The 19,050-nt window shown below is 63.2% G+C and carries 16 protein-coding genes and 1 riboswitch; of the genes, 7 read left to right on the forward strand and 9 right to left on the reverse strand.

Features of this window, described 5'->3' with window-relative positions; genetic code table 11:
• From BMX61_RS03445 to pcsA, 4 genes are all read right to left on the reverse strand, one after another.
• Window positions 1-1,080 carry an ABC transporter permease gene (locus tag BMX61_RS03445; protein ID WP_075627570.1) on the reverse strand — a complete coding sequence of 360 codons (1,080 nt, stop codon included), beginning with the start codon at window positions 1,078-1,080 and terminating at the stop codon, window positions 1-3.
• Window positions 1,070-2,650, reverse strand: a complete 1,581-nt coding sequence (locus BMX61_RS03450; protein ID WP_234794582.1) for an ABC transporter ATP-binding protein — start codon at window positions 2,648-2,650, stop codon at window positions 1,070-1,072. The genes BMX61_RS03445 and BMX61_RS03450 overlap by 11 nt, the downstream gene beginning before the upstream one ends.
• A 126-nt stretch (window positions 2,651-2,776) precedes the next feature.
• The gene (locus BMX61_RS03455; RefSeq protein ID WP_075627568.1) at window positions 2,777-3,754 is read right to left on the reverse strand and encodes a quinone oxidoreductase family protein; all 978 of its coding nucleotides are present in this window, start codon (window positions 3,752-3,754) and stop codon (window positions 2,777-2,779) included.
• A gap of 147 nt (window positions 3,755-3,901) precedes the next feature.
• The gene (pcsA, locus tag BMX61_RS03460; protein WP_075627567.1) at window positions 3,902-4,651 is read right to left on the reverse strand and encodes a phosphatidylcholine synthase; all 750 of its coding nucleotides are present in this window, start codon (window positions 4,649-4,651) and stop codon (window positions 3,902-3,904) included.
• Window positions 4,652-4,958: 307 nt separating this feature from the next.
• Between pcsA and BMX61_RS03465 the strand changes: the two genes are divergently transcribed.
• On the forward strand, window positions 4,959-6,164 hold the full coding sequence (locus tag BMX61_RS03465; RefSeq protein WP_075627863.1) for a UbiH/UbiF family hydroxylase: 1,206 nt from the start codon (window positions 4,959-4,961) through the stop codon (window positions 6,162-6,164).
• 18 nt (window positions 6,165-6,182) lie between these two features.
• On the opposite strand, the gene BMX61_RS03470 is transcribed toward BMX61_RS03465, so the two are convergent.
• Window positions 6,183-6,986 (reverse strand): cytochrome c biogenesis CcdA family protein, encoded by an 804-nt coding sequence (locus BMX61_RS03470; protein WP_075627566.1) that lies wholly within the window; start codon window positions 6,984-6,986, stop codon window positions 6,183-6,185.
• Between the two features lie 293 nt (window positions 6,987-7,279).
• Window positions 7,280-8,353 (reverse strand): L,D-transpeptidase family protein, encoded by a 1,074-nt coding sequence (locus tag BMX61_RS03475; protein ID WP_234794583.1) that lies wholly within the window; start codon window positions 8,351-8,353, stop codon window positions 7,280-7,282.
• A 197-nt stretch (window positions 8,354-8,550) separates the two neighbouring features.
• Between BMX61_RS03475 and BMX61_RS03480 the strand changes: the two genes are divergently transcribed.
• The 6 genes from BMX61_RS03480 to gcvP all read left to right on the forward strand — a co-directional run bounded on the left by BMX61_RS03480 (window position 8,551) and on the right by gcvP (window position 15,746).
• The gene (locus BMX61_RS03480) at window positions 8,551-8,826 is read left to right on the forward strand and encodes a M14 family metallopeptidase (RefSeq protein WP_075627565.1); all 276 of its coding nucleotides are present in this window, start codon (window positions 8,551-8,553) and stop codon (window positions 8,824-8,826) included.
• A gap of 101 nt (window positions 8,827-8,927) precedes the next feature.
• A complete protein-coding gene (locus BMX61_RS03485; RefSeq protein WP_075627564.1) occupies window positions 8,928-10,049 on the forward strand; it encodes a mechanosensitive ion channel family protein in 1,122 nt (373 codons plus the stop codon).
• Window positions 10,050-10,408: 359 nt separating this feature from the next.
• Window positions 10,409-10,756 (forward strand): hypothetical protein, encoded by a 348-nt coding sequence (locus BMX61_RS03490; protein ID WP_075627563.1) that lies wholly within the window; start codon window positions 10,409-10,411, stop codon window positions 10,754-10,756.
• 241 nt (window positions 10,757-10,997) lie between these two features.
• Window positions 10,998-11,102: riboswitch (glycine riboswitch) on the forward strand.
• Between the two features lie 157 nt (window positions 11,103-11,259).
• Window positions 11,260-12,399: a glycine cleavage system aminomethyltransferase GcvT gene (gcvT, locus tag BMX61_RS03495; protein ID WP_075627562.1), complete on the forward strand. Its 1,140-nt coding sequence runs from the start codon at window positions 11,260-11,262 to the stop codon at window positions 12,397-12,399.
• Between the two features lie 117 nt (window positions 12,400-12,516).
• A complete protein-coding gene (gene gcvH, locus BMX61_RS03500) occupies window positions 12,517-12,879 on the forward strand; it encodes a glycine cleavage system protein GcvH (RefSeq protein ID WP_075627561.1) in 363 nt (120 codons plus the stop codon).
• Complete coding sequence (gene gcvP / locus BMX61_RS03505; RefSeq protein WP_075627560.1) at window positions 12,879-15,746, forward strand: aminomethyl-transferring glycine dehydrogenase; 2,868 nt, start codon at window positions 12,879-12,881, stop codon at window positions 15,744-15,746. The genes gcvH and gcvP overlap by 1 nt, the downstream gene beginning before the upstream one ends.
• Window positions 15,747-15,878: 132 nt before the next feature.
• Here the strand turns inward: gcvP and BMX61_RS03510 are convergent, their stop codons facing one another.
• The 3 genes from BMX61_RS03510 to BMX61_RS03520 form a co-directional block, all read right to left on the reverse strand.
• Window positions 15,879-17,735, reverse strand: coding sequence for an ATP-binding protein (locus tag BMX61_RS03510; protein WP_075627559.1), 1,857 nt, complete (start codon window positions 17,733-17,735; stop codon window positions 15,879-15,881).
• 310 nt (window positions 17,736-18,045) lie between these two features.
• Window positions 18,046-18,438, reverse strand: coding sequence for a Fe-S cluster assembly scaffold SufA (gene sufA / locus BMX61_RS03515; protein ID WP_075627558.1), 393 nt, complete (start codon window positions 18,436-18,438; stop codon window positions 18,046-18,048).
• A gap of 225 nt (window positions 18,439-18,663) precedes the next feature.
• Window positions 18,664-19,044, reverse strand: a complete 381-nt coding sequence (locus BMX61_RS03520; protein ID WP_075627861.1) for an SUF system Fe-S cluster assembly protein — start codon at window positions 19,042-19,044, stop codon at window positions 18,664-18,666.
• Window positions 19,045-19,050 lie beyond the last annotated feature (6 nt).

Genomic DNA, 19,050 nt, shown 5'->3' on the forward strand with positions numbered 1-19,050 from the left:
TCAGGCCTCCCTGGCCGCGCGGGCAAGCGAGAGGCGCACGCGATAAATCGAGAGCGTGTCGCAGGCCAGCACGAAGAACAAGAGCATGCCCTGGAAGACGCGCACCACCTTGTCGGAAATATTGAGTTCGATCTGCGCGCCCTCGCCGCCGAGATAGGTCAGCCCCAGAACCAGGCCGGCGACGATCACGCCAAGCGGATTGAGTCGGCCCAAGAAGGCGACGATGATGGCGGTGAAGCCGTAGCCGGGCGAAATTTCCGGCTGCAGCTTGTTGATGACGCCTGAGACCTCGCAAATGCCGGCAAGGCCGGCCAGCGCGCCCGACAGCATCATCGAGAACCAGATCATGCCCTTGCGCGAGAAGCCGGCAAAGCGCCCTGCCCGCTCGGAGGCGCCGATCACCTTGATCTCGAAGCCCTTCAGCGTATAGCGCATCATGAACCAGATGGCGAACGCCGCGAGAATGGCGAAGACGATGCCGAGATTGGCGCGGCCGGAGTCGAGCAGCTCCGGCAGGATCGCCTCATCCTGGAACTGCCGCGTGACCGGGAAGTTGAAGCCCTCCGGATCGCGCCAGGGACCGCGCACCATCCAGTCGAGAAAAAGCTGGGCGACATAGACCAGCATCAGACTGGTCAGGATCTCGTTGGTGTTGGTCTGCGCCTTGAGAAAGGCGGGGATCGCCGCATAGAGCGCCCCGCCGATCATGCCCATGACCAGCATCAGCGGCAGCACGAGTGGGGAATGCCAGTCGTTGAACAGCACGGGGATGATCGAACCGGTAATCGCGCCGATGACCAGCTGGCCTTCCGCGCCGATATTCCAGTTGTTGCAGCGATAGCAGACCGAAAGGCCCACGCCGATCATGATCAGCGGCGCCGCCTTGACCGCCAGCTCGTGCAGCGACCAGATCTCGGTCAGAGGGCCGATGAACAGCACATAGAGCGCGTGAGCCGGGTCCTTGCCGAGCGCGGCGAAGAGAATGGCACCTGCCACCAACGTCAGCGCCAAGGCAATGACGGGCGACAGCAAGGCATATGCCTGCGACGGGCTAGCGCGTTTTTCCAGTTCAATGCGCATCCGTGGCCTCCGTCTTGCCCTGCAGGCCGCCCATCAGCAGGCCGATCTTTTCGCGCGTGAGCGCACCGGCGGGATAGGCATCGGAGAGCCGGCCCTCGCTGATCACGGCGATCTCGGTCGCCACCTCGAAGATTTCGTCGAGATCCTGGCTGATCACCAGCACGGCCGAACCCGCTTTGGCGAGATCGACCAGAGCCTGGCGAATGCGGCTGGCCGCTCCGGCATCCACCCCCCAGGTTGGCTGGTTGACGACCAGCACGGCGGGCTGGCGGTCGAGTTCGCGCCCGACGATGAATTTTTGCAGATTGCCGCCTGAAAGCGAGCCGGCGGCCGGATCGTCACCGCTCTTGCGTACGTCCATGACGTCGCAGATGCGTCGCGCCGCCATCCGTACAGCGCCTGAACGAATGATGCCGAGCGGCCCGGAGAGAAAGGCCTTTCGGTCAGACCAGTAGCGCGCAAGCACCAGATTGTCGGACAAAGGGAGGACCGAGACGGCAGCGTGACCGTGACGCTCCTCCGGAACGAAGCCGGCCCCCATCAGCCGCCGGGCATTGATGCCCTCGCGACCCACGGCCTTGCCACGGATCTGCACCGTTTCCTCAGCCTGCACCGGATATTCGCCCGAGAGGGCATCGAAGAGTTCGCCTTGGCCATTGCCAGCGACGCCAGCGATCGCCAGCACCTCGCCGGCGCGCACCTTGAGACAGATCTCCTTCAGCGACACGGCAAAGGGCGTGCGGGCGGCAGCCGAAAGGTGGCGGGCCTCCAGCAGCACATCGCCACGTGTCGTCGTGCCGGCGGCCGAGACATGGGCGACCTCTGCGCCGACCATCATCCGGGCGAGCGAGGCCGGCGTTTCCTGGCGCGGATCGCAGGCACCCGTGACCTTGCCATGGCGCAGCACCGTGGCGCGGTCGCAGATGCGCTGCACCTCTTCCAGGCGGTGGCTGATATAAAGCACCGAGCGGCCCTCGCTGCGCAGCTTGAACAGCGTCTCGAACAAGCGATCGGCCTCTTGCGGCGTCAATACGGAGGTGGGCTCGTCCAGGATGATCAGCTGCGGATTTTGCAGGAGCGCACGGACGATCTCGATGCGCTGGCGCTCACCGACGGAGAGGTCCGCCACATGCGCATGCGGATCGAGCGGCAGGCCATAGGCCTGCGAGAGCTCGGACGCACGTTCGGCAATGCGCGCCAAAGGCAGCTTCTCATCCAGCGAGAGGGCGATGTTTTCGGCCACCGTCAGCGCTTCGAACAGCGAAAAGTGCTGGAACACCATGCCGATGCCGAGCTTGCGGGCAGCTGCCGGACTGGCGATGCGCACTGGCTCGCCGTTCCAGACAATGCTGCCGGAAGTCGGCGCGAGAACGCCGAACAACATCTTGACGAGCGTCGACTTGCCCGCGCCATTCTCCCCGAGAAGCGCGTGGATTTCGCCCGGTCTGATATCGAGATCGATGCCGTCACAGGCCGCAAACGACCCGAACAGCTTGGTCAGCTTGCTGACAGACAGCAATGTCGCGTAAGCGAAAACGCCTTCGGCCGCCACGCCTTCCCCTTTTCCCACCGATCCCGCCTCAGCCTCGGCACTGCTTGAAGGAACCAACCTCAAAAGCAGTCCTTGACACAATCGCAAGCCGCTGCCAGCGCCGGAAAGGCCTGAAAGCCCTTCCGACAGGCAATTGCCCGGCCTTTACGGAATCAGCAATGTCGTTCCACTCGTTTTTCTTTGTTCGAGATCCGCATGGGCCTGGGCCGCGTCGGCCAGCGCATAGGTCTGGTTGATATTGATACGCACTTTGTTGCTGCGCACAACATCAAAGAGCGAGTTTGCACACGCCTCAAGCGCCCCGCGTGTTGCCGTATAGGTGTAGAGCGTCGGTCGGGTGACGTAGAGTGAGCCCTTCTGGGCAAGGATCCCGAGATTGACGCCCTCGACCGGACCGGAGGAGTTGCCGAAGGTGACGAATAGGCCGCGCGGCTTCAGGCAATCGAGCGAGGCGGGAAACGTGTCCTTGCCGACAGAATCATAGACGACGTCCACGCCTTTGCCGCCGGTGATCTCCTCCACCTTGGCGACGAAATCATCGTTGCGATAATCGATCACATGGTCGTAGCCATGGTCGAGCGCCAGTGCGATCTTTTCCGCCGAGCCGGCGGTGCCGATCACCGTTGCGCCAAGCGCCTTGGCCCATTGGCCGGCAATGAGCCCGACGCCGCCGGCCGCCGCATGGAAGAGGATCGTGGTGCCGGGGCCCACCTGATAGGTCTGGTGCAGCAGATATTGCGCGGTCATGCCCTTCAGCATCATCGCCGCCGCGGTTTCCAGCGCGATATCCTCAGGCACGAGGAGCAGCTGCGAGGCCTCGACATTGCGCTCGCTGGAATAGGCGCCATCGGAGGAGGCATAGGCGACGCGGTCGCCGATGGAGAAGTTGAGGACGCCGCTGCCGACGGCGGTGACGATCCCCGCCCCTTCCTTGCCCGGCACGAAGGGAAGACCGGCGGCGGAGCGATAAAGACCCGTGCGGAAATAGACGTCGATGAAATTGACGCCGATAGCCACCTGGCGGATCTGCACCTCGCCAGGCCCGGGCGGTGGCAGCGTGGTGCCTTCCAGCTTCAAAACCTCGGGACCGCCGAGGTCCCGCACGACGATGGCCTGTGGCATAGAACACCTCTTCGCTCTGATGATCCGCTTGCAGAAGCGCCCGGCACGCCGGCGCGTCTCCTGCGATCGCATCTAAGCTCGAAATTGCAACCGATTTGCCAATGCCGGCCCTGCCCGCCGAAGAAGCCGGTCCATGTCCTTAGCGCTTCATGAAGGCTCGGCCGGTCCTTCGGAATTCTGCCCGAGCTTCGGGAAAATCTGCAGCACGAAGCCGATGACATAGAGATAAAGCCCGGTCGCCACCACGCCGGCGATCACCCAGTCCGGGCTGCGGAAATGCGCAAGCAGTGCATAGATGCTCAGCGCCGACCAGATGGTGAAGACCGTGAGATTGAGCGGGCGCAGTCGTTTGACGCGCACCGGATGCAGGAAATTGATCGGCATGAAGGTGAGGAACACCGAAACGAAAACCACGATCGAAGCCGCCAACTCGCTGGCATGGACCACGAAGAGCGTGAACACCACCATGTTCCAGACGACGGGGAAGCCCGAGAAGAAATACTCGTCCGTCTTCATGCCCATATCGGCGTAATAGATCGCGCTCGAGACCACGATGGCACCAGCCGCGACGAAGGACCAGGGTTCGCCGATCATGCCGCTCTGATAGAGCGCGAAAGCCGGCAGGAGCACATAGGTGACATAGTCGATGACATTGTCGAGCGTGTCGCCGGACCAGTTCGGCAGCACTTCCTTGACGCGCACCTTGCGCGCGATCGGCCCGTCGATGCCATCGACGGCGAGTGCTAAGCCCAGCCACCAGAACATATCGACGAAGCGGTGCTCGGCAGCGGCCACCACGCCGAGAAAAGCCAGGAACGAGCCCGAGGCCGTCAGCACATGCACGGAGAAGGCCCGAATTTCCGCGTAGGGAACACGCCGGTAATTGAAGAATTTCATCGGCCGATCCCTTGCCCCTTCACCCGTCCTTCATGGCGGACGTCGGACCTACCGGTCGCGTGCATGCGTCGTTTCTCTATGGTTCGCCCATACTGGGTTACCTTGCGCCTACTATGCATCCTTTCCCGGCCGCCGCCAGCAAAAAGCGTGTCATGGCAGGCGGGGCATGCGGCTGCGCTGTGGACGGCGCGGGCGACGGCGGCACCCCTGCGGCAGATCGCGCCTTGGCGGCGCCCGTGCGCCGCTTTAAGTATCCCTGATGACAGCGAGAAGCCAAAGCACGACGCAAGACGGAGAAATGGGACCCATGCAGGACTTCGAGATCGCCGTGGTAGGAGCCGGGCTGGCCGGCGCACTCGCAGCGTTGGGCCTTGCCGCAAGCGGCCGCAGCGTCGCTTTGATCGGCCCGCCGCCCGCGACAACGGATGGCCGCACCACCGCGCTGATGGACCGCTCGATTGCCTTCGTGCGCAGCCTCGGCCTGTGGGAGGACGGGTTGGCCGATCTCGCCGCCCCCCTGTCGACCATGCGCATCATCGATGACACCGGGAGGCTGCTGCGCGCGCCGACCGTCACCTTCCATGCCGCCGATATCGGCCTTTACGCCTTCGGCTACAACATGCCCAATGCCGGCATGCTGGCCATGCTGGAAGAGCGCATCGCCGCGACGCCTGGCCTTGCGCGATTTGCCACGGTGGTCGAAACCATCGAGGAAACGCAGGAAGGGCGACGTCTGACACTTGGTGACGGCACGCGCCTGTCGGCCCGGCTTCTCGTCGGCGCGGACGGTCGCGGCTCAAAGGTTCGCGCCGCCGCCGGCATCGAGGCCAAGACCTGGTCCTATCCACAGACGGCGGTCGTTCTCAATCTCGTTCACGAGCTGCCGCATCAGTCGATTTCGACCGAGTTTCATACGGCGGAAGGGCCCTTTACCCAAGTGCCGCTGCCGGGTCTGCGCTCCAGCCTCGTCTGGGTGCGGCGGCCGGACAAGGCAAGCGTGCTGATCGCCATGGCGCCGGAAGGGCTGTCGCGTGCCGTGGAAGACGGCATGGGCTCGCTGCTCGGAAAGGTGATCGTCGACGGCCTGCCGCAGGCATTTCCGCTGTCCGGCATGCAAGCAAAGCAGGTTGGCAAGGGACGCACCGTCTTGCTCGGCGAAGCGGCCCATGCCTTCCCGCCGATCGGCGCGCAGGGGCTCAATCTCAGCCTGCGCGATGTCGCCACCGTGGTTGAGATGCTGGCGCCTGCCGGGCCGATCGCCGCCGATTTCGGCGAGCGCTATGCCGCGAAGCGAAAGCTGGATATCTCCACCCGCACGATCAGCGTCGATCTCCTGAACCGCTCGCTCCTGTCGGATTTCATGCCCGTGCAGCTACTGCGCGCCGGCGGGCTGCAGGCCCTGTCGTCGGCGGGCATGCTGCGCAATCTGGTGATGCGGGAAGGCGTTCATCCCGGCAGCGCGCTTGGTGCCATGGCAGACAGCCTGAAGCCCGGGTTTCTCAACAAGGTCTGATGATCATCGCGATACGGGTCAGCCAATGCGGGTGAGTACCGGGAAGGTCTCCTGGAACCAGATGGCAGCGAGGCTGACCCAGCCGAAGACGAAAGCGAGGCCGGCGAGCACGAGAAGCGCGCCGATGATGCGCTCCACCAGACCCAGATGGCGCCGGAACCGCGCCAGGAAGCGCATGAAGGCGCCGGAAAAGCCGGCGGCGATCAGGAAGGGGATGGCGAGCCCCAGGGAATAGAAGCCGAGCAGAAGCGCGCCGCTGCCGACCGTATCCCGCACCGCCGCCACAGCCAGGATGGTGCCGAGCACCGGCCCGATGCAGGGCGTCCAGCCGAAGGCGAAAGCGAGCCCCATCAGATAGGCGCCGGACAGGGTCGCCGGCCGGCCAGAGCCTTGAAAGCGCGCCTCGCGTGAGAGCAGGCCGATGCGCAGCACACCGAGAAAATTCAACCCCATGGCGATGATCACCAGGCCGCCGAGCTGGGCGAGCAGATCGATATGCTGGCGCAGCAGCATGCCGACCGACGAAGCGCCGGCGCCGAGTGCGACGAAGACGGTGGAAAAGCCCAGCGTGAAGCAAAGTGCCGCCAGAAGCACGGCCTTGCGCGCGGCAAGGTTGGAGCCGGCAGCAGTCAGTCGTGGCTGCGCATATCCCTGCCCCGCCACCGCGTGCAGAGCAGCCCGCGCATCGCCCCGCCCGCGAAACTCTTCCACGGTGATCCCGGCCATATAGCACAGATAGGGCGGCACCAATGGCAACACGCAGGGCGAGAGGAAGGACAGGGCGCCCGCAACGATCGCGGTCCAGAGAGAAAAATCGGCCATCGGACATGAACTTTCGGCGGGTGGATCCTGCGCGGCTCAGGCGGCGGCAGACTCTGTGCCGCCTCCCGCTGAAGGTTTAAGGACAGGCAAGGCGCCGTGCCAATCACCTTTGAGCGACGCTCGGCCCTTTGGCGAGGGACTATGCCGCGAAAAGCGGGCAAAATCACCCCGACGCGACCGAACGTCGCGCTGCCGATGCCCTCGACCGATGCAACAGCATCGCTCTTCGGACCTCTCCTCGCCGGAAACGACGGGAAGACGGTTCTATGGGCTCCTGTCAGCGAGACTGGGTATTATTGGCCGAAGGGGTCCGCCAGCGCCGCTTCCGGCCGGCTGACCGGATATTTCGTGCCCGAAACCTTGGCGGCCATGGTCTTAGGGCCGGCCTGCTGGAGAATGGCGCGGAAGCTCTTATGCATGCCGCCGTCGACATAGGCACTCATGGTCGATGAGGCAGGCAGATCAGCGGCGAGCGCGGCATCGACCTTGCTCTCCTCTGTTTGAAGCCTGGCCGAAAGCGTAGCATCCAGCATGTCCGTCGAAGGCGGGCAGGATGCAACGGGGCTATCGGGCTCCCCGGCGGTGAAGTTCCGATTGAAGACGTAGCGCCCGCCGCAGGCCGAAACCTTGGGCGGCCTGCGGGTGATAGTGAAGGCGTCATAGCCTTCCTTCAGCGTCCGCCAGAAGGGCATGTTGGGGTCGCCCTTGTGGGCTGCCATGTTCTGTGCGGTCATGCGAAAGGGGTAAGCTTGGACCTGGAAGCTCGGCTGGCCACTGTCCAGCGCCTTGGCGACGATGGCGTAGATTTCGCCGATGCCCTTGTCGGTCATCGCATAGCAGCCCGAGGAAGAGCAGGCGCCATGCACCATCAGCGCCTCGCCAGTATAGCCGAGCGCCTGCTCGAGCCTGTTCGGATAGCCGAGATTGAAAGAAACGTAATATTGCGATTTCGGGTTCAGCTGGCTTGCCGACACCGCATAGAATCCCTCCGGCGCCTGGCGATCACCGATTTTGGTTTTCGGGCCGAGCTTTCCCGACCAGCGGCACATGGGATAGGTCTTGAACAGGGCGAAATTGCCCGATTTGTCCGCCTTCCAGATTTCCAGTTCGCTCTCCTGCTTGAAGATGCGAACGAGAACCGGACTTTCCGGCGTGGTGCCCTTGCGGGCCATCTCGCTCTTGATCGTGCTCGACAGCTGCGGCGTCTGGGCGACATCGTCGAGCGCCAGGCAACCGGACAGAGCAGCGCCGACGGCCGCGATCAGCGTGGCGCGGCGAAGGGCGGGCGCAAGGCCACCAAGCCAAGAAGCATCGGGCGCGCGCGATGGCGCAGCACGACATAAAGAGAAGGAAACGAAGCGGAGCATGCGGCCTCTTTGACGGCAGGATCGCGGCGGAGTTGTGTCGATCAGCCCCGCAGGCGAGGCGATCAGCTCGTTTGATGCGCCGACAGGCTTAATCTTTTCTTACCATCGCGAGATGGCGCAAGGATTTCCGAGGTGCGGGAACCCCCACGGCGTGACGATGGTTCGGGCGCACGCATCACCCGAGGGAGCACACATTGATGACCGCCTTTCGCACGTTTTCTCCGAGACGCAGGACGCCGGGTAGCCTCGTGGTCAAGCTTTACCCGACAGGCGGCACGGTGCGCGGCTATGTCCGCAAGACCGCCGTCAGAGCCGATGACGACACGGTTTTTCCCGGGGAAGAGATGGGGCCGGAAGCGGCCTTTGTTCTCGCACGCAGCCATGCCGAGGGCATGCCTATCGAAGTGGAACTGGTCGAAGGCGTGTCCTGGGATCCGGTCTGGGGCACGCTTGAAGACGGGTCTGCGCCATAGGTGAGGTTCAAGGATCGGATCCGCACATTCCAGAACGGCAGACGCTCTAAAAACCTGAGAGCACCCTTTTCTTTGCCGCAGCGCACCCTAGCCTTTTGTGCATGCGCGAGATCCTGACCCTGATCGAAACGGAACTGAACTGGGTGCCCAGCTGGGTGTTCAGCCTCGTCATCCTCGCCCTCTTCTTCGGGCTCGGCCTCTTCATTCACAAGGCCACGTACCGGGTGCTGACGCGGCTGGTGGCCGAACGCGATCTCTTTTGGCGGTCGCTGGTCCAGCGCACGGAGAGGCCGGCGCGGCTGCTGATCCTGGTGATGGCGCTGACATCGGCCGTGACACTGGCGCCGCTCAGCTATGATCAGGCCAGTGTCATTCGCCATGCTCTGCTGATCGCCTTCATCGCCGTGGTCGCCTGGATGGCCAAGACGGCGCTGCATATCTGGACGATCGTCTATGTGCGCCGCTACAAGCTCGATGCCGAAGACAACCTGCTGGCGCGCAAGCATGTGACGCAATCGCGGATCATGGAGCGGATTGCCGGCTTCATGATCGTGGTGATCGGCATTGCCGCGGCGTTGATGACCTTTCCGGCCGTGCAGCAATATGGCGTCAGCCTTCTGGCCTCGGCCGGGGTTGCTGGCATCGTGCTGGGCCTCGCCTTGCAGCCGGTGTTGAAAAACCTCCTCGCCGGCATCCAGCTTGCCATTACCCAGCCGATCCGGATCGACGACGCGCTGCTGGTGGAAGGCGAATGGGGCAAGGTGGAGGAGATCACCTCCACCTATGTCGTCGTGAAGATATGGGACTGGCGCCGTCTGGTGCTGCCCTTGAGCTATTTCATCGAAAAGCCGTTCCAGAACTGGACGCGCGAGACGGCCTCGCTGATCGGCACCGTGATGCTCTACCTCGACTATGACGTGCCCGTGGATGCCATCCGGCGCAAGGCGGAGGAGATTGCCGCTGCCTCGTCGCTCTGGGACAAGAGCGTGATCAATGTCGCGGTCACCGATCTCAAGGAAGGCACGATGGAGATCCGCATTCTCTGCTCGGCAGCCAATTCCGGTGCCGCCTTCGATCTTCGCTGCGAGATGCGCGAGAAGATGATCGAGTTCATCCGCAAAACCTATCCCGGCGCCTTGCCCAGATTGCGCACGGAAATTGCCGCGACACCCGCCGGCAGGCATTTCGACATCCCTGTCGGGGTCGGTGCGGAAGTCCACTAGATTTTTTTATTCTGATATTCTGATGGCACTGACGTGGCGTCGGATCGCCGAAGCGCTAAGGCTGCGCAGCAAAAATGTCTGCCTGGTAATTCTCTGACAAAGAAGAAAAATTCCGCGCTTCAACGAAGCGGTTCCTGAAAAGATCCACCGTCATCGATCATAAATTCCGACGTTGCCAAATGAAAAAAGCCTGTCAGCGACGCAATATTGGGCGTGGCAAGCATATCGATAAAATTCTCATCAATTGCCGCGTTTCATCTTCGGTCCTTAGTGAGCTTTCATCGCTAATATGAGGGATATGGCCCTCCCGATCATCTTTTTTCAAGAGGGTCGCCAGCGAGAGGGCAGGACCCGATGCCATGACCCAAATTGTCACCATTTCGGCGAGCACCGCCGCCTTTGCAGCCGAGGCGGTCAAGCCGAAGGCGCGGATGGCTGGCGACCAGCCGTCTGACGAAGCGATCACGCTGCTTCAGGTCAAACCGCCGGGAAAGAAGGTGCAGCCCGCGATCGCCGAGGCAAGCGCCAGCAATACCGGCCTTTCCCTTGCGTTGATGGAGCGCGGCTGGCAGCTTCAGCAAGAGACCTATGCCCGGGTTCTGCACCGCTATGCCGAGATGATGGAAGACGAACCGGGCGCGGACGCCGACGCGGCCACGGATGACGATGCCGCGCAAGACGAAAGCGAAGACGACGCCGCAGCCTGACTGTTGCGCACGTTTCCAGTAGCGCATGTAGATGCGCCGATGGGGGTACGACTGGGACGGCGCGTCCAGCACCCGGTGTCGATTCCGGTCAGCAGCGCTGTTCGGTTTTCGCCAATCCATGATCCCCTGCTTTGGGATTGGTACCCATGCCCGCCTCCCTTCCGCACGAGGCTGCGACGAATTTCTGTCCGTTCACGACACCACCCTCTTGCCAAGCGGCAGATATCCTCTTTATTGGGAGGCGACCGCGTTGGGAGAATCCGGAGCCTCGATGAATGATCGGGACGCCGGTGCCGAAGGAGCAACCGCCCCGGAAACTCTCAGGCCCAAGGACCAGCGCAGGCCGGTACAATCTGGAGAGAAGCGACGGAAACGTCGCTCGCCGAAGGGATAACAATCTCAGGCAAAAGGGACAGAGGGGGCTCGAACCAGACGGCGCCTGCGCGCGCCGCATCGTTGAGCCGGCGCGTGGATTGTCCAGGCGCCAGACCTGGAGACCGGATGTGGACGATCACGCCAGCCTGAAACAGACACCCCTTGCCGCGCTGCACCGCGCGCTGGGCGCCCGCATGGTGCCTTTTGCCGGCTATGAAATGCCGGTCCAATATCCGGCCGGCGTGCTCAAGGAACATCTGCACACCCGCGCGGCCTCGGGCCTGTTCGATGTGTCGCATATGGGGCAGATCCGCATCGTGCCGAAGAGCGGCAAGGTCGAGGACGCTGCGGCCGCCTTGGAAACGCTCGTGCCGGCCGATATGCTCGGCCTCAGCGTCGGTCGCCAGCGCTATGCGCTGTTCACCAATGACGCAGGCGGCATTCGCGACGATCTCATGGTCGTCAATCGCGGCGATCATCTCTTCCTCGTCGTCAATGCCGCCAACAAGGACGCCGATTTCGCCCATCTGCAGGCAGCTCTCTCGCAAAGCTGTTCGGTGGAGATGCTGGACGACCGAGCGCTGATTGCGCTTCAGGGTCCGCGCGCAGAGGCGGTGCTGGCCGAACTCTGGGCCGATGTCACCGCCATGCGCTTCATGGATGTGGCCGAAGCCAGCCTTCATGATATCGACTGCCTGATCTCCCGCTCCGGTTATACCGGCGAGGACGGCTTCGAGATCTCGGTTCCGGCAGCCTCCGCCGAGGATCTGGCCAAACGCCTGCTCGAACATCCCGATGTCCTGCCCATTGGCCTCGGCGCGCGTGACTCGCTGCGTCTGGAGGCAGGTCTCTGCCTGCACGGCAACGACATCGATCCCACCACCAATCCTGTCGAAGCGGCGCTCACCTGGGCGCTTGGCAAGGCTCGCAAGCCGGGTGGAGCGCGCGCTGGCGGTTTTCCAGGCGCCGATGTGGTCTTCGCGGCGCTGGAGAGCGGCCCGAGCCGCCTTCGCGTCGGCCTGGCGCCGGAGGGCAAGGCGCCGGTGCGCTCGGGCGTCTCGCTCTTTGCCAGCGAAACGTCCCAGGAGCCCGTCGGCACCGTCAGCTCGGGCGGATTTGGCCCCAGCACCGAGCGTCCGGTGGCCATGGGCTATGTGGCGGCAGGTCAAGCCAAGGCTGGCACACAGCTTTTTGCCGAGCTGCGTGGCAAGCGGCTGCCGGTGACGGTTGCGACCCTTCCCTTCGTGACGCCGACCTTCAAGCGCTGATCCGTGATCCGCCGTGCGGGAACCGACCGCACGGCCAAAGCTTCATGTCCCTGACGATAAACCTGGACGCCGCGATCGCACTGTGACGCAGGCCTCCACCGCACAAGGAACCGATCCATGCTGAAATTCACCGAAGAGCACGAGTGGCTGAAGATCGAAGGCGATGTCGCCACCGTCGGCATCACCCGCCATGCCGCCGACCAGCTCGGCGATCTCGTCTTCGTCGAGCTGCCGGAGGAAGGCACCAGCTTCGACAAGGGCGCCAGTGCCGCCACGGTCGAATCGGTCAAGGCAGCATCTGACGTCTATTGTCCGCTGGATGGCGAGATCGTCGGCATCAACCAGGCGATCGTCGACGATCCGGCGCTTGTGAACAGCGATCCGGAAGGCGCCGGATGGTTCTTCAAGCTGAAGCTCTCCGATCCCTCCTCCGCCAACGCGCTGCTGGACGAAGCAGCCTATAAGGAGCTGATCGCCTGATGAGCGAGGATTTCCGCTTTACCGACTACGAGCCCTACGACTTCGCCAATCGCCGCCATATCGGCCCCTCGCCCGAGGAAATGGCCGAGATGCTGAAGGTCGTCGGCTATCCAACCCTCGACGCGCTGATCGATGACACGGTGCCCGTGGGCATCCGCCAGAAGACGCCGCTTTCCTTCGGCGCGCCGATGACCGAGCGCCAGGCGCTGGACAAGCTGCGCGCCACGGCCAATCTCAACAAGCCCTTCGTCTCGCTGATCGGCCAGGGCTATTACGGCACGATCACACCGCCGGTGATCCAGCGCACCATCCTGGAAAACCCGGCCTGGTACACCGCCTATACGCCGTACCAGCCCGAAATCAGCCAGGGCCGGTTGGAAGCGCTGCTGAATTACCAGACCATGGTCTGCGACTTGACCGGCCTCGACATCGCCAATGCCTCGTTGCTCGATGAAGCGACGGCAGCGGCCGAAGCCATGGCGCTCTGCCAGCGCGTGGCCAAGAACAAGGCGACCGCCTTCTTCGTCGACGCCAACTGCCATCCGCAGACCATTGCGCTTCTGCAGACCCGCGCCGAGCCGCTGGGCTGGAGCCTCGTCATCGGTGATCCCTTCGCCGATCTCGACCCGACCGAGGTTTTCGGTGCTTTGGTTCAATATCCCGGCACCCATGGTCATGTCAGCGATTTCTCCGGCCTCGCCGCACGCCTGCGCCAGACCGGCGGCATCCTGGCCGTCGCCACCGATCTCCTGGCTCTCACCCTATTGAAATCGCCAGGCGAAATGGGCGCCGATATCGCTATCGGCTCGGCCCAGCGCTTTGGCGTGCCGGTCGGCTATGGAGGGCCGCATGCGGCCTTCATGTCGGTCAAGGATGCGCATAAGCGTTCCATGCCCGGCCGCCTCGTTGGCGTATCGGTGGATTCACGCGGCAATCGCGCCTTCCGCCTGGCGCTGCAGACGCGCGAGCAGCACATCCGCCGGGAAAAGGCGACCTCCAACATCTGCACCGCGCAGGTGCTGCTGGCCGTCATGGCCTCGATGTATGCCGTCTTCCATGGCCCCAAGGGTCTGAAGGCGATTGCCCAGCGCGTGCATCTCAAGGCGGTGCAGCTTGCCAAGGGTTTGGAAGCGCTCGGCTATACCGTCGCGCCTGATAGCTTCTTCGACACAATCACCGTCGAGGTCGGTCGCTTCCAGGGTGTGATTCTCAAGGCGGCGCTGGCCGAGGGCATCAACCTGCGCAAGGTCGGCGATAACAGGATCGGCATCAGCCTGGACGAGCGCTCGCGCCCGGCCACCATCGCTTCCGTGCTGCGCGCTTTCGGCGGTGACGGCGCGCTGATCGAGGTCGGCGAGCAGGATCATCGCCTGCCGGCCGATCTCCTGCGCAAGAGCGACTATCTCACCCATCCGATCTTCCACATGAACCGGGCGGAAAGCGAAATGACGCGCTACATCCGCCGGCTCTCGGATCGTGACCTCGCGCTCGACCGGGCGATGATCCCGCTCGGCTCCTGCACGATGAAGCTTAACGCCACGGCCGAGATGCTGCCGATCACCTGGCCGGAATTCGCCGAAATCCACCCCTTCGCCCCGGCCGACCAGGCCGAAGGCTATCGGGTGATGATCGAGGATCTCTCGGCGAAGCTCTGCCAGATCACCGGCTATGACGCGATTTCCATGCAGCCGAACTCCGGTGCGCAAGGGGAATATGCCGGTCTCCTGACGATCCGCGCCTATCATCAGGCCCGCGGCGAGCACCATCGCGATGTCTGCCTGATCCCAACCTCGGCCCATGGGACCAACCCCGCTTCGGCCCAGATGGTCGGCATGAGGGTGGTGGTGGTCAAGGTGCGCGAGAATGGCGATATCGACATGGAGGATTTTCGCGCCAAGGCCGAAGCCCATGCCGCCAACCTCTCCTGCTGCATGATCACCTATCCCTCGACACATGGCGTGTTCGAAGAGAATGTGCGCGAGGTCTGCGAGATCGTCCATGCCCATGGCGGGCAGGTCTATCTCGACGGCGCCAATATGAATGCCATGGTCGGCCTCTCCCGTCCAGGCGATATCGGCTCCGATGTCAGCCATCTCAACCTGCACAAGACCTTCTGCATTCCGCATGGCGGCGGCGGACCGGGCATGGGGCCCATCGGTGTCAAGGCACACCTCGCGCCCTATCTACCGGGCCATCCGGAGCAGGCGAATTCGACCACGGCAGGCGCGGTCTCGGCCGCGCCTTTCGGCTCGGCTTCGATCTTGCCGATCTCGTGGGCCTATTGCCTGATGATGGGCGGCGAAGGCCTGACCCAGGCGACCAAGGTTGCGATCCTCAACGCCAACTATATTGCCGCCCGGCTGAAGGGCGCCTTTGACACCCTCTATGCCTCAGCCAAGGGCCGCGTCGCGCATGAGTGCATCCTCGACACCCGCCCGCTCGCCCAGAGTGCCGGCGTCAGCGTCGACGATATTGCCAAGCGCCTGATCGATTGCGGCTTCCATGCGCCGACCATGAGCTGGCCGGTGGCAGGGACGCTGATGGTCGAGCCGACGGAATCGGAAACCAAGGCCGAGATCGACCGCTTCTGCACCGCCATGCTGGCGATCCGCGAGGAAGCCCGTGCGATCGAGGAGGGGCGGATGGACAAGGCCAACAATCCCCTAAAGAACGCGCCGCATACGGTGGAGGATCTGGTCGGCGAATGGGATCGTCCCTATTCGCGCGAGCAGGCCTGCTATCCGCCGGGCGCCTTCCGGGTGGACAAATACTGGTCGCCCGTCAACCGCGTCGACAATGTCTATGGTGACCGCAACCTCATCTGCACCTGCCTGCCGCTCGAGGCCTATGCCGAGGCCGCGGAATAAGACGGCGGCATCGCACCTGAAACATAGGCCGTCGAGGGTTCGGCGGCCTATTTGATGTGTAAAGCGGGGCGCCGCATACCAGGGTGGAGCAGATGCACGCTTGTCCGCCCGTCGCTAACGCTTTTCGTATCGTCAAGCCAAGCTCTTGGTCGCCGCGTCTTTTTTCGCCAGCGAGCTCAATCCGGGCAGCGTGACGACGAAGCGGGCGCCGTCGGTATAGGTCGCATCGAGTTCGATGATGCCGCGATGGCTTTCGGCCACGCGTTGCGCGAGCGCCAAACCGATGCCGGTGCCGGGATAGAGGCTCTCGTCACGGTGCAGCCGGTGAAAGACCTCGAAGATCTTGTGGGCGTAGCGCGGATCGATGCCAATGCCATTGTCCTCGAAAATCAGCCGCACCTGCCCTGCCGGCCCCGGCTGAGACCAGATGCGCAGGCGGGCAACGACGTCCGGACGGCGATATTTCACCGAATTGCCGATGATGTTCTGGCAAAGCCGTGCCAAGAGCGCCTGATCGCCGACCACCTCGGGCAATTCGCCGATTTCGATCATGGCGCTGGCGTCCTTGATCGGCTCGGCCAGATTGACCAGCGCCTCGTCCACCGCCTCGCGCAGAGACACGCGCTCGGGCGCGACGATCCGATCGGCGATACGCGCATATTCGAGCAGGCTGTCGATCAGCCGGCGCATGCGGCGCACGGCTTGGCGGAGATGGTCCGCATAGACGGGCACCGAGGCGAAGTCGCCCCGCGCGATGTCCTCGCACATCATTTCCGAAAACATGGAGACGTGTCTCAGCGGCGCCTTCAGATCATGCGAAACGGTTCCGGTGAACTGGCCCAGCGCGTCGTTCTTGCGCTGCAATTCGTCCGACTGCTCTTCGATGCGCTGCTGCTGAAGCTTGAGTTCGCTGATATCCCGGCCGATGGCGACATATTCGAGCAGGTGATCGTCAGCAAATGCGGCGATCGATGACCAGAAGATCCAGGCTTCCTGGCCATCGGCGCCCTTGAGAAGCTCTTCATGCTTGCGAATGGGCTCACCGGGCGTCAACTTGGTCAGCGCTTGCCAGAGTGGATCGGACTCGCCCCCCAGCAGATAGTCCTGCACCGGGCGGCCGAGCATGGATTCGGGATCACGGGCAATGAAGCGGGCAAAATTGTCGTTGATGAATGTGATCGTCCCATCCGGCGCGAAGCGCACGATGAAATCGGGAATATGCTCGATCAGCGTCTTGTAGTCGAAACGCTGGCGCTCCAGCGCCATCTCGGTCTCGCGCTGCTCGGTGACATCGGCCCGAATGCCGACGACCTCGCCGTTCGGCGTGCGGATGTTTTCCACCCGCATCCAGCGCCCATGGGCATAGGGCATGACGCGCGACCGCAAGGTCGGGTCGCGCATCTCACGAATATGCCGTTCGAGCAAGACCTCGCGCAGCCCCTCGTCGGCATCGACAGGCGCGCCACCGGACGCGAGCCAGGCAATCATCATCTCGCGCGCGCTGAGGCCCTGTCTCGGCACAACGCCGCCGATGCCGCAAAAACGGACATAGGCTTCGTTGAAAGCGACGAGGCGCTCATGCTCGTCATAGATGACGATACCTTCGGTAATCGCCTGCAGCGCCGTCCACAGAATGAACGCACCGCGCAGCTCACCGGCGGGTGCCGCCTTCGACAGATCGCGCAAGGTATGTACGACCACATCGCCGACCTGCTGGATGCGCTGCCGCGCGATGATCAACGCACCATCGCGCCGTAAAAGTGTCACCTCGTCGCCATCAGGCGCCGGAGCCACGAGATCCGCAAGCGCGAGCCCATTGAGAGAGGGTGCGGCAAAGGTCTCCAGCGCTGCCGGATTGGCCGAACAGATATAGCCAGTCTGGGCGACAACGAGAATTGGGTCCGGATTGTCGTGAAACAGCGCCTGGAGCAGCTCGCCGGAAGTGGCCACATCTTCCGCATGGGCGGCCGTCGTCGTCGCCCCGTTCATACCCGCTCTCCTCCTGAGCTTGTTAATTAACCGGCGCGTAGCGTTTGAAAGGGCGACACGTCTTGAAACACGCAGTCCACATGTGGACATGTGCTATGGGGATTGTCACCATGCTTGAGCCGGCCATCAAGTTCGGGACACGTCCCGCACTTCGTCAAAACCTGGGTCGAACACCCTGCATGGCATCCCGACCAAAACGCTTTCAGGCGCGCCTGTCCGCTGCTTACGCCGTCGCCTCGACGCTTGCATCGATCATAGCTGCTGTTTCAAGATCCGCACTCAGTCCCGCACGGGCGGTATCAAGCAACCGTCAGCTGGCGCGCACCACGGCATCGCCGCGCGCGGCCAGTGCCGCGAGATCCGCGGGCTTCAGCTCGACGGATTCGCCGCAGCCGCAGGCCGATGTCTGATTGGGATTGTTGAAGGTGAAGCCGGAACGCAGGGTCGTCGTTTCGAAGTCCATGCGCGTGCCCAGGAGATAGAGCACAGCCTCCGGCGCCACATAGACCTTGGCACCTTGATGCTCCACCAGGTCATCCTTCGGACTGGCTTCGGTCACCAGATCCACGGCATATTCCATGCCTGCGCATCCACCCTTGCGGATCGACACACGAATGCCCATGGCGTCGCCACCGGCATTTTCCACAATATCGCGCACACGGCTCGCTGCCGCATCCGTCATGCTCATGACTGCAAAAGCCATTGATGTCACGTCCTCGCCTGCCGCCGGGGTCAAGATCCAGCGCCTTGCATGTATAGAGTAAATGTAGACTGGGCGAGACCTCTTATCAAGCGCACCTCAGCCGCCCTACGGTCCGCACGCCGGACGAAAGCTCCCGGATTCTGCTAGCTCGACAAGCGGCCACGCTTCATGCATGGACTAGCCAGCTGCAGTCGCCCTCGGGGAACATGCCCTTTCGACGGGTGATCAATACCAGCCGATCGCCACCTGCGCCTCTTCCGACATGCGGTCCGGCGTCCACGGCGGATCAAACGTCATGCTGACCTCGACGCCGGAAACACCTTCCACGGCGCTGACGGCGTTTTCCACCCAGCCCGGCATTTCGCCGGCAACCGGGCAGCCGGGCGCGGTCAGCGTCATCGCGATCTTAACCGTGCGGTCGTCCTCGATGTCGATCTTGTAGACCAGGCCCAGCTCGAAAATATCGGCCGGAATTTCCGGGTCATAGACCGTCTTCAGCGCCGCAACGATATCGTCGGAGAGACGGGCGAGTTCGTCGGCGGGAATGGCCGAATGCACGAGATTGGCGCGTGCATCTACCTTTTCTTCCTTTGTGTCGTCGGTCATATCCAG

Origin of the sequence: Xaviernesmea oryzae (assembly GCF_900109605.1) — a bacterium.
GTDB lineage: Bacteria > Pseudomonadota > Alphaproteobacteria > Rhizobiales > Rhizobiaceae > Xaviernesmea > Xaviernesmea oryzae.

Excerpts from the sequence above, each read along its gene's own strand:
- BMX61_RS03445 (WP_075627570.1), bottom strand. The coding sequence starts at position 1,080 with ATGCGCATTGAACTGGAAAAACGCGCTAGCCCGTCGCAGGCATATGCC.
- BMX61_RS03455 (WP_075627568.1), bottom strand. The coding sequence starts at position 3,754 with ATGCCACAGGCCATCGTCGTGCGGGACCTCGGCGGTCCCGAGGTTTTG.
- pcsA (WP_075627567.1), bottom strand. The coding sequence starts at position 4,651 with ATGAAATTCTTCAATTACCGGCGTGTTCCCTACGCGGAAATTCGGGCC.
- BMX61_RS03465 (WP_075627863.1), top strand. The coding sequence starts at position 4,959 with ATGCAGGACTTCGAGATCGCCGTGGTAGGAGCCGGGCTGGCCGGCGCA.
- BMX61_RS03470 (WP_075627566.1), bottom strand. The coding sequence starts at position 6,986 with ATGGCCGATTTTTCTCTCTGGACCGCGATCGTTGCGGGCGCCCTGTCC.
- BMX61_RS03475 (WP_234794583.1), bottom strand. The coding sequence starts at position 8,353 with ATGCTCCGCTTCGTTTCCTTCTCTTTATGTCGTGCTGCGCCATCGCGC.
- BMX61_RS03480 (WP_075627565.1), top strand. The coding sequence starts at position 8,551 with ATGACCGCCTTTCGCACGTTTTCTCCGAGACGCAGGACGCCGGGTAGC.
- BMX61_RS03485 (WP_075627564.1), top strand. The coding sequence starts at position 8,928 with ATGCGCGAGATCCTGACCCTGATCGAAACGGAACTGAACTGGGTGCCC.
- BMX61_RS03490 (WP_075627563.1), top strand. The coding sequence starts at position 10,409 with ATGACCCAAATTGTCACCATTTCGGCGAGCACCGCCGCCTTTGCAGCC.
- gcvH (WP_075627561.1), top strand. The coding sequence starts at position 12,517 with ATGCTGAAATTCACCGAAGAGCACGAGTGGCTGAAGATCGAAGGCGAT.
- gcvP (WP_075627560.1), top strand. The coding sequence starts at position 12,879 with ATGAGCGAGGATTTCCGCTTTACCGACTACGAGCCCTACGACTTCGCC.
- BMX61_RS03510 (WP_075627559.1), bottom strand. The coding sequence starts at position 17,735 with ATGAACGGGGCGACGACGACGGCCGCCCATGCGGAAGATGTGGCCACT.
- sufA (WP_075627558.1), bottom strand. The coding sequence starts at position 18,438 with ATGGCTTTTGCAGTCATGAGCATGACGGATGCGGCAGCGAGCCGTGTG.
- BMX61_RS03520 (WP_075627861.1), bottom strand. The coding sequence starts at position 19,044 with ATGACCGACGACACAAAGGAAGAAAAGGTAGATGCACGCGCCAATCTC.